Source organism: Streptomyces sp. NPDC002817, from assembly GCF_053592055.1.
In genome coordinates this window covers 512,353-527,912 of the sequence record NZ_JBSFUY010000003.1, presented here as the reverse complement: position 1 = coordinate 527,912, position 15,560 = coordinate 512,353, and the positions used below count along the sequence as shown (strand labels likewise).

The 15,560-nt window shown below is 69.9% G+C and carries 15 protein-coding genes; 8 read left to right on the top strand and 7 right to left on the bottom strand.

Annotated features, from left to right (window positions below):
- The first annotated feature begins 438 nt into the window (after positions 1 to 438).
- A complete protein-coding gene (locus ACWD3I_RS08475) occupies positions 439 to 1,629 on the top strand; it encodes a hypothetical protein (protein WP_365408105.1) in 1,191 nt (396 codons plus the stop codon).
- A 26-nt stretch (positions 1,630 to 1,655) separates the two neighbouring features.
- Here ACWD3I_RS08475 and ACWD3I_RS08470 read toward each other — a convergent pair whose 3' ends face one another.
- Positions 1,656 to 2,186, bottom strand: a complete 531-nt coding sequence (locus ACWD3I_RS08470; RefSeq protein ID WP_365408085.1) for a type III secretion system chaperone family protein — start codon at positions 2,184 to 2,186, stop codon at positions 1,656 to 1,658.
- A gap of 127 nt (positions 2,187 to 2,313) precedes the next feature.
- On the opposite strand from ACWD3I_RS08470, the gene ACWD3I_RS08465 reads away from it, so the two are divergent.
- Positions 2,314 to 2,445, top strand: coding sequence for a hypothetical protein (locus ACWD3I_RS08465; protein ID WP_365408088.1), 132 nt, complete (start codon positions 2,314 to 2,316; stop codon positions 2,443 to 2,445).
- Between the two features lie 36 nt (positions 2,446 to 2,481).
- Here the strand turns inward: ACWD3I_RS08465 and clpB are convergent, their stop codons facing one another.
- The gene (clpB, locus tag ACWD3I_RS08460) at positions 2,482 to 5,079 is read right to left on the bottom strand and encodes an ATP-dependent chaperone ClpB (RefSeq protein ID WP_365408091.1); all 2,598 of its coding nucleotides are present in this window, start codon (positions 5,077 to 5,079) and stop codon (positions 2,482 to 2,484) included.
- A 120-nt stretch (positions 5,080 to 5,199) separates the two neighbouring features.
- Here clpB and ACWD3I_RS08455 point away from each other — a divergent pair, with 120 nt between their 5' ends.
- Positions 5,200 to 5,628, top strand: coding sequence for a pyridoxamine 5'-phosphate oxidase family protein (locus ACWD3I_RS08455; protein WP_266889637.1), 429 nt, complete (start codon positions 5,200 to 5,202; stop codon positions 5,626 to 5,628).
- A gap of 151 nt (positions 5,629 to 5,779) precedes the next feature.
- Here the strand turns inward: ACWD3I_RS08455 and ACWD3I_RS08450 are convergent, their stop codons facing one another.
- Together ACWD3I_RS08450 and ACWD3I_RS08445 are read right to left on the bottom strand one after the other, a co-directional pair.
- Positions 5,780 to 6,115 carry a Rieske (2Fe-2S) protein gene (locus ACWD3I_RS08450; protein WP_046247603.1) on the bottom strand — a complete coding sequence of 112 codons (336 nt, stop codon included), beginning with the start codon at positions 6,113 to 6,115 and terminating at the stop codon, positions 5,780 to 5,782.
- 1 nt (position 6,116) lies between these two features.
- On the bottom strand, positions 6,117 to 6,314 hold the full coding sequence (locus ACWD3I_RS08445) for a hypothetical protein (RefSeq protein ID WP_451084048.1): 198 nt from the start codon (positions 6,312 to 6,314) through the stop codon (positions 6,117 to 6,119).
- Positions 6,315 to 6,485: 171 nt separating this feature from the next.
- On the opposite strand from ACWD3I_RS08445, the gene ACWD3I_RS08440 reads away from it, so the two are divergent.
- Positions 6,486 to 7,457, top strand: coding sequence for a helix-turn-helix transcriptional regulator (locus ACWD3I_RS08440; protein ID WP_451084047.1), 972 nt, complete (start codon positions 6,486 to 6,488; stop codon positions 7,455 to 7,457).
- A 21-nt stretch (positions 7,458 to 7,478) separates the two neighbouring features.
- On the opposite strand, the gene ACWD3I_RS08435 is transcribed toward ACWD3I_RS08440, so the two are convergent.
- The gene (locus tag ACWD3I_RS08435) at positions 7,479 to 8,510 is read right to left on the bottom strand and encodes a helix-turn-helix transcriptional regulator (protein WP_365394617.1); all 1,032 of its coding nucleotides are present in this window, start codon (positions 8,508 to 8,510) and stop codon (positions 7,479 to 7,481) included.
- Positions 8,511 to 8,820: 310 nt separating this feature from the next.
- On the opposite strand from ACWD3I_RS08435, the gene ACWD3I_RS08430 reads away from it, so the two are divergent.
- From ACWD3I_RS08430 to ACWD3I_RS08420, 3 genes are read left to right on the top strand one after another with little or no spacing between them, the layout of a single operon-like run.
- Positions 8,821 to 10,368 carry a circularly permuted type 2 ATP-grasp protein gene (locus ACWD3I_RS08430; RefSeq protein WP_365394618.1) on the top strand — a complete coding sequence of 516 codons (1,548 nt, stop codon included), beginning with the start codon at positions 8,821 to 8,823 and terminating at the stop codon, positions 10,366 to 10,368.
- Positions 10,365 to 11,297: an alpha-E domain-containing protein gene (locus ACWD3I_RS08425; protein WP_046247609.1), complete on the top strand. Its 933-nt coding sequence runs from the start codon at positions 10,365 to 10,367 to the stop codon at positions 11,295 to 11,297. The genes ACWD3I_RS08430 and ACWD3I_RS08425 overlap by 4 nt, the downstream gene beginning before the upstream one ends.
- Before the next feature lies 1 nt (position 11,298).
- Positions 11,299 to 12,141: a transglutaminase family protein gene (locus ACWD3I_RS08420; protein ID WP_365394619.1), complete on the top strand. Its 843-nt coding sequence runs from the start codon at positions 11,299 to 11,301 to the stop codon at positions 12,139 to 12,141.
- A 43-nt stretch (positions 12,142 to 12,184) separates the two neighbouring features.
- On the opposite strand, the gene ACWD3I_RS08415 is transcribed toward ACWD3I_RS08420, so the two are convergent.
- Positions 12,185 to 13,558 (bottom strand): WD40 repeat domain-containing protein, encoded by a 1,374-nt coding sequence (locus ACWD3I_RS08415; RefSeq protein WP_365394620.1) that lies wholly within the window; start codon positions 13,556 to 13,558, stop codon positions 12,185 to 12,187.
- 177 nt (positions 13,559 to 13,735) lie between these two features.
- Here ACWD3I_RS08415 and ACWD3I_RS08410 point away from each other — a divergent pair, with 177 nt between their 5' ends.
- On the top strand, positions 13,736 to 14,290 hold the full coding sequence (locus ACWD3I_RS08410; protein ID WP_365394621.1) for a DUF4352 domain-containing protein: 555 nt from the start codon (positions 13,736 to 13,738) through the stop codon (positions 14,288 to 14,290).
- A 9-nt stretch (positions 14,291 to 14,299) separates the two neighbouring features.
- On the opposite strand, the gene ACWD3I_RS08405 is transcribed toward ACWD3I_RS08410, so the two are convergent.
- Positions 14,300 to 15,406, bottom strand: a complete 1,107-nt coding sequence (locus ACWD3I_RS08405; RefSeq protein ID WP_365394622.1) for a sugar ABC transporter substrate-binding protein — start codon at positions 15,404 to 15,406, stop codon at positions 14,300 to 14,302.
- Positions 15,407 to 15,560: the final 154 nt, after the last annotated feature.

The window sequence follows — 15,560 nt, the reverse complement described above, 5'->3', positions numbered from 1 at the left end:
GACCACCGGATCTACGGCGGGGTGACGGAGACGGATCTGCCGTTGACGCGTGTCCGGTACCCCTCGCACGGGCTCCACTCCGAGCGCGGGGTGCTGGTGGGGTACCACCACTGTCGCCAGGACGCCCCGGGCTTCGGGAAGTTGGCGCCTCGTGAGCGGATCGCGCGGACCGTCGCGCTCGGCGAGCGCATCCACGGTCCCGCCCATCGCGAGGAGCCGGCCTCGGGCTTCGCCGTCGCCCGGCACCGGATCCCGCACATCGAGGGCGCCCGGCGCGACGCGGCCCTCACCGCCGTCGCCGCCCGGCTCACCGCCCGGGTCCCGGAGCCCGATGACGTCGGGGGGCCGCGTCGCGCCGCCACGCCGGGCGCGGTGAATCCACACCCGCCCGGGCGGTCAATGCTCGCTTATGCCCGCTTTCCCCTGCAATGTGCGGGTGTGACTCACGCCAGTACCCTCGCACCGCCCGCCGTCACACACACCGCCGCCGGGCGGACCGCCCCCCGCGCACCTCTCGCGGCGACGCTCGGTACGGCTCTCGGCCTGTTCGCACTCGCCCGGCTCACCGGTGTCGCCGTGCTCGCGGCGACCGCCTGGGCCACCGGGAACCGGCCGCTCACCCTGCTCGGGCGGTCCTGGGACTCCCGGTGGTACCTGGGGATCGCCGAGCACGGCTACGGCCGCGCGCTGCACCTCCGCCCGGACCTGGTCTTCAGCGACCTGGCCTTCTTCCCGCTGTACCCGGCGCTGGTCCGGGCGGTGACCGCGGTGAGCCCGCTGAGCGGCGGCGCGGCGGGCCTGCTGGTCTCCTGGACCGCCGCGGCCGTCGCCGCCGCCGGCCTCTACGCGCTCGGCGCACACCTCCACGGCCGGGCCGTCGCCGCCACCCTCGTACTGCTCTGGGGCCTGCTGCCGCACTCGGTCGTGCTGTCGATGGCGTACACCGAACCCCTGCTGACCGCGTTCGCCGCCTGGTCGCTGTACGCCGTGCTCACCGACCGCTGGCTGTGGGCGGGCACGCTCGCCACGCTGGCGGGGCTGGCTCGGCCGAACGGGTTCGCGGTCGCGGCGGCGGTGCTGGTGACGGCGGCCTGCGAGATCTGGAGGCGGCGCGGAAAAGTTACCCACAGGCTGTGGACGGGCGCGGCGCTCGCCCCGCTCGGCTGGTGCGCGTACGTGCTGTGGGTCGGGCACCGCAAGGGCGACCTGCTCGGCGGCTACTTCGAGGTGCAGCGCCGGTGGGGCTCACGCTTCGACTTCGGCCGGGGCTCCCTGCGCTTCGTGCGCCGGCTGCTGCTCCAGGGCGACCGGCTGGTCTTCCCCATGGCCCTGCTGATCGTCGCGGCGGCGGTCGTGCTGTTCGCGCTGCTGCTGGCCGACCGTGCCCCGCTGCCCCTGCTGGCCTACAGCGGTGTACTCCTGTTGATCACGCTGGGCGGCTCGGGCTTCTTCGCGTCGAAGCCCCGGTTCCTGCTCCCCGCCTTCCCGCTTCTGCTGCCGCTCGCGCGGGCGCTGGTGCGGACGGCGAGAGCCCGGCCCTGGCACGCGGCCGTGATGGCCGGCGCCCTGGCCGGGCTCTCGTTCGGCTACGGCGCGTATCTGGTCGTACTCGCCGATACGCCCCTGTAGTCGGGTGCCGAGGGTGGCTGAGGGATCTACTCCTCGTCCTCGGGCTTCTCCGCTTCGTTGACCTCCTGCTCGAGGCCGAGCTGCTCGACGAGCCACTTGTCGAACTCGATGGCGGCCCGCACCCAGCTGACCGTCGAGGAGACGAAGTGCTCCAGGCTGACGCCGGTGCCGATCAGCATCTGCGCCTCGCCGATCAGACGGACGGTGCCGTCGTCATGGGTGTGCGTGTAGACCTTGGGCCACAGGGTGCGGCGGTTCCAGTCGTCGATGGACTCCAGCAGCTGCGGCTTCTCGTCGATCTGGTGGGGCCGGTCGTAGAACGTCCGCACCGAGAAGACCTGCTGGTCATCCTCGCCACGGAACATGAAGTACGTACGGAACTGCTCCCACGGCGCTGCGAGGTCACCCTCTTCGTCGACGACGTACTTCAGCTCCATCTGTTCGAGGAGCTGCTTCACGAGGTCCTGATCCGGGACGACGGGACCCGCCGGTCCTTGGGGCTGCGGCTCGGGCTGCTTGCCCCCGAAGTTCGGAATCGAGGACGGATCGATGGTCACCGTGAATTTCCCTTCGTACGGATTCCGCCATCCTCCCCCATACGGGGAGGGGCGTGGCAACCCCGACGGGTACTGTCAGCCGACAGCTGACAGGAACCGGTCGGCAGGGCGCGAAGGGGCGGGGCTCATGGCGATGGCACACGGCGGCGAAACGACGGGACGTACCAGGTGGGGAGTGGTGGCCGCCATTCTGGGACTGCCCGCGCTGCTCCTGTTCGGCTTCCTCGCGATGATGGCGGCCTGGGTGCTGGTCGGGTGAGCGAGGGGGCCCCGGACGGGCCCCCTCGCTCATGGATCAGAGCGTCTTGCCGGTCGCCGGTCCGACGATCAGACCGTCCCCGAAGGCGTCCACCCGGACCGTGTCGCCGTCCTTGACCTCGCCGGAGAGGATCTCCTTGGCGAGGCGGTCGCCGATGGCGGTCTGGACGAGGCGCCGCAGGGGCCGGGCACCGTACGCCGGGTCGTTGCCCTCGTCGGCGAGCCAGGTCAGGGCCTCGTCGGTGACCACCAGGGTGAGACGGCGTTCCGCGAGGCGCTTGGCCAGCCGGTCGACCTGGAGACGGGCGATCCGGCCCAGCTCGTCCTTGTTCAGGGCCGAGAAGACGACCAGGTCGTCGAGACGGTTGAGGAACTCCGGCTTGAAGCTGGTCCGCACCACCTCCAGCACCTGTTCCTTCTTCTCCGTCTCACTCGTCATCGGGTCGACCAGGAACTGGCTGCCGAGGTTCGACGTCAGCACCAGGATGGTGTTGCGGAAGTCCACGGTGCGGCCCTGGCCGTCCGTCAGACGCCCGTCGTCCAGCACCTGGAGCAGGATGTCGAAGACCTCGGGGTGCGCCTTCTCCACCTCGTCCAGCAGCACCACGCTGTACGGCCGCCTGCGGACGGCTTCCGTCAACTGGCCGCCCTCCTCGTAGCCGATGTAGCCGGGAGGCGCGCCGACGAGACGGGCGACGCTGTGCTTCTCGCCGTACTCGCTCATGTCGATGCGGATCATCGCCCGCTCGTCGTCGAAGAGGAAGTCGGCGAGCGCCTTGGCGAGTTCGGTCTTGCCGACGCCCGTCGGTCCGAGGAACAGGAAGGAGCCGGTGGGGCGGTCCGGGTCGGCGATGCCGGCCCGGGTGCGGCGCACGGCGTCGGAGACCGCCTGCACGGCCTGCGCCTGACCGATCAGCCGACGCCCCAACTCCTCCTCCATGCGCAGGAGTTTCTGCGTCTCGCCCTCCATGAGGCGGCCTGCGGGGATACCGGTCCAGGCGGCGACGACGTCGGCGATGTCGTCCGGACCGACCTCCTCCTTGACCATGGTGTCCTTGGAGACCTCCTCCTCGGCCTGGGAGGCTTCCGCCAAGTCCCGTTCCAGGGTGGGGATCTCGCCGTAGAGCAGCTTGCTGGCGGTGTCGAAGTCGCCGTCGCGCTGGGCGCGTTCGGCCTGGCCGCGCAGATCGTCGAGGCGTTCCTTCAGCTCACCGACGCGGTTGAGGGACTGCTTCTCCTTCTCCCAGCGGGCGGTCAGACCCCGCAGCTCCTCCTCCTTGTCGGCGAGATCGCGGCGCAGCCGCTCCAGGCGCTCGCGGGAGGCCGGGTCGGTCTCCTTCTCCAGGGCGAGCTCCTCCATCTTCAACCGGTCGACGGCGCGCTGGAGTTCGTCGATCTCCAGGGGCGAGGAGTCGATCTCCATACGGAGGCGGGAGGCGGACTCGTCGACGAGGTCGATGGCCTTGTCGGGCAGGAAGCGGGAGGTGATGTACCGGTCGGAGAGGGTGGCGGCGGCGACGAGGGCGGCGTCGGCGATCTGGACCTTGTGGTGGGCCTCGTAGCGGCCCTTGAGTCCGCGCAGGATCGCGATCGTGTCCTCGACCGTCGGCTCGGCGACCAGCACCTGCTGGAAGCGGCGCTCCAGGGCCGGGTCCTTCTCGATCCGCTCCCGGTACTCGTCCAGCGTCGTCGCGCCGACCATGCGCAGCTCACCGCGGGCGAGCATCGGCTTGAGCATGTTGCCGGCGTCCATGGCGGAGTCGCCGCCGGCCCCGGCGCCCACGACGGTGTGCAGCTCGTCGATGAAGGTGACGATCTGCCCGTCGGAGGCCTTGATCTCGGCGAGGACGGTCTTGAGCCGCTCCTCGAACTCACCGCGGTACTTGGCGCCGGCGACCATGGCGCCCAGGTCGAGGGCGACGAGCCGCTTGTTCTTGAGGGACTCGGGCACGTCCCCCTTCACGATCCGCTGGGCGAGCCCTTCGACGACGGCGGTCTTGCCGACGCCGGGCTCACCGATGAGGACCGGGTTGTTCTTGGTGCGCCGGGACAGCACCTGCACGACCCGCCGGATCTCCTGGTCCCGCCCGATGACGGGGTCGAGCTTGCCCTCGCGGGCCGCGGCGGTGAAATCGGTGCCGAACTTCTCCAGGGCCTTGTACTGCCCCTCCGGATCGGGTGTGGTCACCCGGCGCCCTCCCCTGGCCTTCTGGAACGCCTCCTGCAACTTCCTGGCGTTCGCGCCCTGCGAGGAGAGTACGTCCGCGGCCTGGCCGCCCTTCGCGGCGATGCCCATGAGCAGATGCTCGGTGGAGAGGTACTCGTCACCGAGGTCCTTGGCGCGGGCGCCGGCGTCGGCGACCACGGCGAGCAGGTCACGGCTGGGCTGCGGGGGCGCGACGGTGGATCCGGTCACGCTGGGCAGCCCGGCGAGGATCTTCTCCGCACCGGCCCGCACGGCGGCCTGGTCGGCCTCGACGGCGGCCAGCAGATCGACGATGTTCTCGTTGTCCTGCCCCTGGAGCAGAGCCAGCAGCAGGTGAGCGGGAGTGAGATCCGGGTGCCCTTCGGTGGCGGCCCGCTTCTCGGCCGCGTTGATCGCGTCCCGGCTCCGGTTGGTCAGCTCGGCGTCCACGTTCGCGTACTCCTCCTCGGTGTCGGCTCTCCCTGGACTGACTCAGTCAACGTACACAAAGTTGAGTCTATTCCACTCAAGGTGGGGTGCGGGAGCCTTGGAGGGGTTAACTTCCCAGCCATGACGACTCCTCCCACGACAACGCACCCCCGGGACCTCACGGCCCTCGACGAGCCGTATCTCAGCTTCTGGCGGGAGCGGCACCTGTGCACGCTGACGACCCTGCGCCCGGACGGCAGCCCGCATGTCGTGCCGGTCGGAGTGACATACGACGTGGAGGCCGGACTTGCTCGGGTGATCACGAGCGGGTCCAGCAAGAAGGCGCGGAACGTGCTGGCGGCCGGGCCGGAGGGGGCGCGGGTGGCGGTGTGCCAGACGGCGGGCCGGCGGTGGGCGACGCTGGAGGGGCGGGCCCGCGTCCGCACGGAGCCGGACCGGGTCGCGGAGGCGGTGCGACGGTACGCGCAGCGCTACGAGCGGGTGCCGCGGCCGAATCCCGCGCGGGTGGTGATCGAGATCGAGGTGACACGGGCGCTCGGTCACGCGTGAGGACGTGTGAGCGATCTCTTCCGGCCAGCGATCGATTGGGTGGATACCCGGAAATATCCCCGGAAACACAGCGGCGTCACCGTGTTCAGGTCACGGTGACGCCGCTGCGGGGGGAAGCACCTGCGCGATCTGTTACGACGGGGGAATCGCGTCAGGCACTGCGGGGGGTGGCTGGGATGGCCCGTGAGGTGGGGGATTCCGGTTCCACCAGCCGATGGTCTCGTTGGTCGAGATTCACAAAGATCATTCCGTACCGAATGGCACACCGCACTGGCTGCGGCGCCCCCCGAGGCCGCCGCAGACACCGGTACGCCCGCAGGTCCTCGTCCTCGTCCCGCGTGACGACCACCGGCTCACCGAAGACGGTCACCATCAACGAGTCACCGGCGTGGGGGATCGCGGTGACCAGGTCGATGAAGTGCCAGCCGGAGCGGTATGCCGTGGCCATTTCGCGGCGGAATGAGCGATCGTCGGGCGGAGTGGTCATGTCAGCTCTCGACCGCCCAGGCGCTGTCGTCGGTCTCCCAGGCGCTGTCTCCGGGCTGCGGCGTGGACGCGGCTGCAACCCGCCAAGCGCTGTCCGCCCGAACGTCGCCCTTCGCATCGGACAAGCCGCTCAACGCTCCGAAGGCCATAACGGCGGAAAAAGCAGCGGCAAGCACCGAGCGAAGCAATTTCTTCTGCATAGTCGGCTTCGTCCTCACTTGAAGGTCCCCTCTTCACCCCGTGAGATAAGACGATGGCTCATTCGGGCACGTCATGGCCACACAATCGATGCATCATGTTCCTGCACGTTCAGGACCCTGGGGGGTGGAGATTTGACAACAAAGGGGACAAGTGCGACACATCCACACGCGGTGACCACGCTGTGTGAGGAAGGTGGCCTGCTTTATGCGAACGCTCTGCGCACAGGACGCGTCGCGCGCTCGGACGTGGAGGCCGCACCCTGCTTGATCGAGTTCGACCTGCTGCACCCTGATCCCGACGATCCGAGCTGGCTGCGCCCGGTGCCCCCGGCGATCGCCCTGGCGCAGCGACTCAACCCCATAGAGCACGAGATCACTGAGCGCAGGCAGCTGTCGATCGAACTGGCAGATGCTTTCAAGCCGTTCATGGCGCTCAGCGCCCAGGCGACGACGCCCACGCACTCCATCACGGTGCTGGAGGGCCGCGACCGGATCAACGCCGCGCTCAACCTGGCCGCGGGCCAGTGCCAGGCCGAGATGCTCACGGTCCAGCCCAGCAACCGCAGAACCGAGCGCAGCCTCGTTCAGGGACTGGAACGAGACACGACGTTGATCGAACGTGGTGTGCGGATCCGGACGCTCTACCAGCACACCGCCAGGTACAGCCCGGAGAAGCTGGCCTACGTGGAGCAGCTCTCCAAAGGCAAGGTGGAGTACCGCACCATCGACGAGCTGGTCGAGCGCCTCATCATCTGCGACGAGACGGTTGCCTTCATCCCCACCCGCGATGACCAGGAAGTCGCCCTGGAACTACGCCACCCGGGCCTCGTCCGCTACCTGATCAAGGTCTTCGAGTTCATGTGGGGCCGCTCGGTCCCGCTGAGCGCCGGGGCCCCCTACGAAACCGCCGCCGACGGCATCACGGACATCCAGCACTCCATCGCCAAACTCCTGGTGGAAGGCCATGTCGACGAGGCCATCGCCCGCCGGCTGGGCATGAACGTGCGCACCTGCCGTGCGCACATCGCCAAGCTGGCCGCGGCTCTGGGCAGCGGCAGCCGCGCCCAGCTCGGCTTCCTCATTGCCGAGTCCGGAATCCTCAAGTCGACCGAGCCGACGACAGGGGGAGAGAGCCACTCGTGACCACGGGCCGACTCGGCCGCCTCAGCGGACAGTCGGGGATCCTTGCCCAGGAACACTGAGGTACGGGCCCGTGTCCCGGGGACCGTCCAGACCCACCTGGGCGATGCGTACGCCCAGCTGCGTCCGGCTCGCCGCGCCCAGCGTCTCCGACAGCCGCGCGATGTGCGCCCGGCACGTACGGACGCTGATGCCGAGACGTTCCGCGATCACCGCGTCCTGGTGGCCCTCCGCCAGGAGTGCCGCGATGGACTGTTCGCGGTGGGAGATGCCCTCGATGCCCGTGTCGGGGAGCGGAGCGGTCAGCGGGATCGCGAGGCGCCACAGCCGCTCGAAGGTCGTGAACAGGTAGTTCACCAGCGCCGGATGCCGCAGCTCCAGGGCCAGCGTGCGGTCCGGGCTCGCCGGGATGAAGGCGACCGTGCGGTCGAAGAGGATCAGCCGGTCGATGACCTCGTCGAGGGTCCTGGCCTCCACCGCGTCACCCATCAGCTCCAGGTAGTTCAGCAGCCCCTGGCCGTGCCGCGCCACATGCGTGTAGAGGTCCCGCATCCGCACGCCCCGGCCGCGCAGCGCCAGCGCCCGGTGCAGGCCCTCCGTCAGCTCGTGTTCGGGGCGGATACCGCCCGGCTGCACGGTCAGGACCTCCGTCGTGCACGCCTCCGTCGCCGCGTCCATCGCGGCCTGGATCCGGGAGAGGCCGTCCAGGACCCGGATCGAGGAGCCCTCCGCGGCCGAGGAGCGCTGCTGCGGCGCAAGTCCCGCGTACCACTCGAAGGCGGCCACCGCCGACCCCATCCGCCGCTGGCTCGCGCTCACCTCCTCGTGGACCCCGCGCAGCAGCCGTGTCATGACCTCCTGCGGGGAGGTCGGCACGAGCCAGTCCATGTCGTCGGGGTCCGGGTGCAGCAGCGCCAGCTCCAGCAGGCAGGGCACCGGTCCGGCGTCCTCGCGCGGCACGCGTCCGCGCCGTACGGCCCGGGAATACACGCGATCCCCGGCCTCGCACAGTCGGTCAGCACCGTGTGGGTGCTCGTCCGTCCCGTGCCCGGCCATCGCCCAGCCCACCCCCGTATCCAGCCTCTCGTGCCCGGCGTGCGCGCGCTTGTGGCACTGACACACCCCTACGGGTCCGCAACTATGCGCGGACCGGTCCTGCTCCGCAACACGGCTCCGCCCCCTGTGACCGAGGGAAACCACCTGTATGCCCACTATTATCCGCGCCTCCGCCCGTCGAGTTGCAACAAGCTGATGCTGGTGGGCCCTACCCACAGAAGGCCTCCGCAAAGGGAATCCGGCTCTCCGCGTACGCTGCCCGAAATGCGCGGGTGATCGCCGCGTTACGTATCGCCTCTAACGTCCTTTCATGGCGGACATATTTGACGCGTACGCGTTGGCCGACGCGTGGGACGAGATGTTTGTGCGGCCGGGTGAGGTCAGGACCGCCTACGAGCCGGTGCTGGCGGCCCTTCAGCCGATCGAGCCGAGCGAACTGCGCTTCCGGGCCGACCAGATGGCCCGGGCGTTCACCGACAGGGGCGTGACGTACGCCTTCGCGGGCGAGGAGCGGCCCTGGCCGCTGGACCTCGTACCGAGGATCCTCGACGCCCTCGAATGGGATCTCGTACAACGCGGGGTGAGTCAGCGGGTGCGGGCGCTGGAGGCCTATCTGGCCGACGCCTACGGGCACTGCCGGGCCTTCGAGGACGGGGTCGTGCCCTGGCGGCTGCTGCTCAACTCCCCTCATTTCCACCGGGCCGCCCACGGGGTCGAGCCACCCGGCGGGGTACGGATCCATGTGGCGGGAATCGATCTCGTACGGGACGAGGCCGGGGACTTCCGGGTGCTCGAGGACAACGTGCGGGTGCCCAGCGGGGTTTCCTACGTCATCGAGAACCGCAGGGCCATGACCAGGGTCTTCCCCTCCCTCTTCGCCGAGCAGCACGTCCTGCCCGTCGACGGGTACGGGCAGAAGCTGCTCGCCGCCCTGCGCGCCGCCGCTCCCGGCGGTACGTCGGATCCCCGGGTCGTCGTGCTCACCCCCGGGCCCAGCAACGCGGCCTACTTCGAACACGCCCTGCTGGCCCGGCTGATGGGCGTCCAGCTCGTCGAGGGGCACGACCTGGTGTGCCGGAACAACCGGGTGTGGATGCGGACCACACGCGGCGAGATGCCCGTCCACGTCGTATACCGGCGCCTCGACGACGACTTCCTCGATCCGCTGCACTTCCGGCCGGACTCGGTGATCGGCTGCCCGGGGGTCATGAACGCGGCCATGGCGGGCAACGTCACCCTCGCCAACGCCGTGGGCAACGGCATCGCGGACGACAAGCTGCTCTACACCTACGTCCCGGACCTGATCCGGTACTACCTCGGGGAGGAGCCGGTGCTCCCCAACGTGGAGTCCTTCCGGCCCGACGAGCCGGGGCAACTGGACGCCGTGCTCGACCAGATCGACCAGCTCGTCATCAAGCCCGTCGACGGGGCCGGCGGCCAGGGCATCGTCATCGGGCCCAAGGCGGACAAGCGGACCCTGGAGAGGACCAGGAAGGCCGTCACCGCCGACCCGCGCGGGTTCATCGCCCAGCGGCCCGTCGCCCTGTCCACCTCCCCCACCCTCGCCGGTGAGCGCATGGCACCCCGCCACATCGACCTCAGGCCGTTCGCCGTCAACGACGGCGACGACATCTGGGTCCTGCCCGGCGGCCTCACCCGGGTCGCCCTCCAGGAGGGCAACCTGATCGTCAACTCCAGCCAGGGCGGCGGCTCCAAGGACACCTGGGTCCTCGCCGAGGGGCCCGCCGAACATCCCGAGGAACCGAGCGCCGGGACGGCCCTGCCGGGCGTCGCACCCCGTCAGCTGGGTCCCGACGGCACCCCCACCGTCGTACAGGAAGGAGCGCAGCAGCAATGAGCGACGTGATCCTCTCCCGGATAGCCGAGGCGCTGACCTGGACCGGGCGGTATGTCGAGCGGGCGGACGCCACCGGGCGCATCCTCGACGCGTATCTGCACCGCATGCTGGAGGACCCCTGGCGCGACGAGGACGCGGCCTGCCGGTCGCTGTACGCGATCCTCGGCGTCGACGCGGGCGACGAGCGCGTCGACATGCAGCAGGTCCTCGACCAGCTCGCCTTCGACGCCCGTTCGACCTGCTCGATCGAGGGCGCGCTGGGCGCGGCGCGGCTGAACGCCCGCAGCGCCCGTGAGGCCGTCTCCTCCGAGATGTGGGAGTGCCTCAACTCCACCTGGCACGCGCTCGCCGACCAGCGGCGCGCGGCCCGCCGTACGGGCCCCTACGGCTATCTGGAGCTGGTACGCGCGCGTGCCGCGCTGTTCTTCGGGCTCGCCGACTCCACGATGAGCCGGGACGACAGCTGGCGGTTCGTGGTGCTGGGGCGCAGCCTGGAGCGGGTGGACATGACCGTACGGCTGCTGTCCGTGCGGGTGCTTGACGCCGCGCACGCGCCCGACTGGACGACGCTGTTGAGCGCGTCCGGGGCCGACGAGGCGTACGCGCGCGTGCACAGCGGCTTCGGCGACAGCGCGCGGGTGGCCGAGTTCCTGCTCCTGGACCGCGGCTTCCCGCGCTCGGCACTGCACGCGCTGACCACCGCGGAGGAGTGCCTCAGCGCCCTCGGCCGCCCTCGCCAGGACCCGGCACGCCGCCCGATCGGCCGGTTGCGCACCCGTCTGGAATACCTCGACTCGCACGCCCTCCAGGATCAACTCCCCGTCCTGCTCCAGGACTTGCAGCAGGCCTGCATGACCTCGGCTGAGGGGGTCGCGGAGCGGTTCTTCCCGTACCAGGGGCCCGTGGTGTGGGCCCAGGAAGGAGCCTGACATGACCCGTCGCCTCCGCATCAAGCACATCACCCGCGTCGCGTACGCCCAGGCCGCCGTCTCCTCGCACAACGAGGTCCGCATGACCCCGCTGACGCTGCCGGGGCAGACCACGCTGGACTCCCGGGTCACCGTCACGCCGGCCGCCGCGACCTGGTCGTACTGGGACTACTGGGGCACCCAGGTCACCGGCTTCGACCTGATGGACCCCCATGCGGACCTCACCATCACGGCCTCCAGCCTGGTCGAGACGTCCCCGCCGGAACCACTGCCGACCGCACCCGGCTGGCCGGAGGTGGCCGAACAGGCCAGGAACTCCCGCCTGTTGGAGTTCGCCGGCCCCACGGTCCGTACGACGGTCCCGCCCAAGCTGGTGAAGAAGGCCCGGAAGGCCGCGGCCGGCCTCGACCCGCACGATTCCGCCGTCGCCGTCTCCGCCCTGGTCGCCGACCGGGTCTCCTACCTCCCCGGCGCCACGAGCGTGAACACCTCCGCCGCCGAGGCCTGGGAGCAGGGCGCCGGGGTCTGCCAGGACATCACCCACCTCACCGTCGCTCTGCTGCGGGGCGTGGGACTGCCGGCCCGGTACGTCTCCGGCTATCTCCACCCCGAGCGGGACGCAGAGCTCCACCGGGCGGTCGCCGGGGAGAGCCATGCCTGGATCGAGTACTGGGCGGGCGACTGGTGCGGCTACGACCCGACCAACCGGACGCGGGCCGACGAGTCGCATGTGGTCGTGGGGCGTGGCCGGGACTACGACGACGTCACCCCCCACAAGGGCATCTACCGGGGTGTTCCGGGCGGACCGCCGGAGGTGACGGTGGAGTTCACCCGGGTGGCGTGAACGGGGGCAGGGCCGGGCGGCGGATCCCGGCCCTGCGCCTCGGTTACGCCGGTGCGAAGGCGAAGAAGCCGTCCTCCGTGGCCAGATACCCGTACCCGGTCCGTGTGTTCACGTCCGGGACGGCGGTCAGGTCCTTGGCGAGGACCTTGCGCGTCGTGACGTCCACGGCCAGGTCGCCGTCGTCCGTGCTGCCGTACAGGACCTTGCCGTTACCGGAGAAGCGGATCGGGTCGAGCGCGTTCTCGCCCTCCTCCTGGGCCCACAGCCGGGTGCCGTCGGCCGTCTTCCAGACCGCCGTGCCGTCGAAGCCGGTGTCGAACTCGCTCTTGTCCAGGGCCGCCAGCTCACCGTCGGCGGAGTACACGACGAGCTCGCCGCCCTCGTAGGAGGCGGTCAGGGCGCCGCTCGCCAGGTCGTACCAGGCGTAGACCTGGGTGGTGGGGCTGAGGCCGATGTCCTTCTTCCAGGCGACCAGGGCCTTGCCGTCGGTGACCTTCACGATCCGGATCGTGCGGTCCCTCGGCTGTCCCTCGTCGTCGAGCACGACGCCCTTGGGTGTCTCGGCCTTGGCGGAGGACCAGATCTGCTTACCGGTGGCCAGGTCGTTGAGGGTGATGTCCGAGGGGTCGTAGTCGTAGTTGCCGGCCGCCTCGAAGCCCGGGTAGTAGCCGCCCGCGATCACCGGGGCGTGCGTCTTGTCACCGCTGGCGGTCCCCGTCTCCGCGTCGTAGTCGCACTCGGCGTCGTCGTCGCCGTTGCAGGGGACCGTGCGGGCGGTGCCGCCGCCGATCGGGGTGAGGGTCACGGCACCGTCGGCGGCGGCGACCGCGTAGCCGCTGACGATGTGGCCGAACTCGTAGCCGGCCGTCTCGCCCAGCTTCGTGCCCTCGACGGAGTACAGGGTCGCCGAGGTGGTCGTCTCCTCCTGGGTCAGACCGTCGGACTCCTTCGTCGCGGACGTGCCGACGGCGATCGCCGGGGCGCCGTCCTTCCAGGTGACGCCCTCGACCGACTGCGCGGTCACGCCGAGGCTCTTGGTGACCGCGCCGGTCTTTGCGTCCCGGAACTCCAGCGTGAGCTTCTCCGCCTCGTCGGAGGCGAACAGGACGCGGTTGACGTCGTCGGGCTCGCCGTCGACGGAGGCGTCGGTGAGGTAGGCGCCGCTCGCGTCCTTGGCGAACAGCAGGACCCCGCCGAGGTCCAGGACACCGAGCTCCGGGTTGTCCGTGGGCAGGCTCCAGGCGGCCTTCTGCGCGTAGCCGGGCAGGGCGGCGCCCTGGTACGCCGGGCCGCTCGCCGCCGGCTTCCCGGTGGCCTTCCCGCCGTCGGCGGCGGACTCGGTGCCGTCGTCACCGCCGCAGCCCGTCAGCAGCGCCATGGACAGAGACAGACCGACGACCGCGGCGCGCGTGCGCACGCGGCTCCCTTTGATGGGCGGCATGTTCGTGGGCAGCATGTTCTTCCCCCGTGTTCGAGACATGACAGCCCGGCATCCTAGACCAGTTCTTGATCTTGGCTTTACCGCGCCCGGCTCCCGCGGGCCGAAGCGCCCAGAACGTTCACTTCTCCCCACCCGGGGCGCACAATCGCCCCTATGCCGACCGCACGCCTGCTCCGTCGTACGGCCCCCGTGCTCGCCCTGCTGCTCCTCACGGGCTGCGGGGGCGGGGACTCCGGCGGGGCGCCGCCGCCCTCCGCGTCCCCCTCCCAGAGCCCTTCACGGGCGTACAAGGACGGCCATCTCACCTTCACCGTCCTGTCGTTGCGCTGCGGCATCACGGGGGTGACCGGGTCGCACGCCGACGCGCCGCCGCAGGGACAGTTCTGTGCCGCCCGGCTGCGGGTGGAGAACAGGGACCCGAACTACCACGTCTACGAGTCGGCCCGGCAGCATCTCGCGGGCGTCACCGGCGACCGGGCCCGGCCCGACTCCTTCGCGATGGCGGTACGCCGCCAGTCGGACACGGTGAAGCTCGGCGGCCACACCCTCATGGAGGTCGAGCTCTGGTATGACGTCCCCAAGGACGCGAAGGCCACCGGCCTGCGCGTCTCGGGGGACAACGACCCGTCCAGCTTCACCAGCACCAAGCCGATCGGACGGGCGCCGAACGGGGTGCTGGTACCGATGAAGCCGCTGGCCGGCAATTGAGCGGCTGACCTACTTGAGCTTGATCGCCGCGCAGTCCGCCGCGTACTTGGCGGTGCAGATCTGGTCCACCGTGTAGATGCCGTCGGCGACGACCGTGCTCTTGATGTTCGCCTGCGTCAGTGCGGACACCGTCACCAGCTGCGCCGGGATGCCCTTGTCGGTGGGGCTGTCCACGGAGTCCTGGGTGAGGGAGTCGAACAGGATGTCCTTGCCCTGGACCTTGGCCACGGCCATCTCCGCGGCGGCCTCGGCCTCCAGCGGGTAGGACTTGTACACGCTCATGTACTGCTCGCCGGCGACGATCCGCTGCACGGCGGGCAGTTCCGCGTCCTGGCCGGTGATCGGCGGCAGGTCGGTGATGCCCGCCTCCTCCATGGCCTCGATGGCGGAGCCGGCCATGGCGTCGTTGGCGGAGTAGACGGCGGCGATGTTGTCCTTGCCGATCGCCTTGATCGCCTCGGCCATGTCCTTCTTGGCGATCTCCGGCTTCCAGCCGTCGACGTCGTACCTCTTGGCGATCGTCACCTTGCCGTTGATCTCGGACAGCGCGCCGGCCTTGAACTGGCCCGCGTTCGGGTCGGAGGGCGAGCCGTTGATCATCACGATCTTGTCGGAGGTGTCGATGTCCGAGCCCAGCGACTCGACCAGGGTGCGGCCCTGCACCTCGCCGACGAGTTCGTTGTCGAAGGAGACGTACGCGTCGATGGGCCCCTCGGCGAGACGGTCGTAGGCGATGACGGGGATGCCCGCGTCCTTCGCCTTCTTCACCGTCGACGCGATCTTCTTGGAGTCCACGGCGTCCAGCAGGATGACGTCGACCTTGTCGTCGATCATCTTCTGCATCTGGGTCGCCTGCTTGGCCGCGTCGGCCTCGCCGTTGGCGTAGACCGTGTTGCCCTTCTTGTCGGTGAGCTCGGCGACCTTCTTCTGGATGATCGGGTAGTCGAACTCCTCGTACCGCGAGTTGGTCCGCTCCGGCATCAGCACGCCCACCGTGACGTCGTCGCCCTTGGTGGGACTCGCGTCGGCACTGTCCCCCGAGACTCCCAGCGCCCCGCAGGCGGAGAGCGAGAGGGCCATCGATGACACGGCCACGCATATGGCGGTACGACGCATTGGGGAGCTCACTATCTGGTGCCTTCCGGACTCGGGCGCATATTGCGCACCCAGGTGAAGGAAGCCAACGCGGCCTTCACGTATCAGTCAAGAAGCAACCGTCAAATGAGATAGCAACGTTAACGCGTGTAGCTTCTGTGCAGATGCGTGCCAC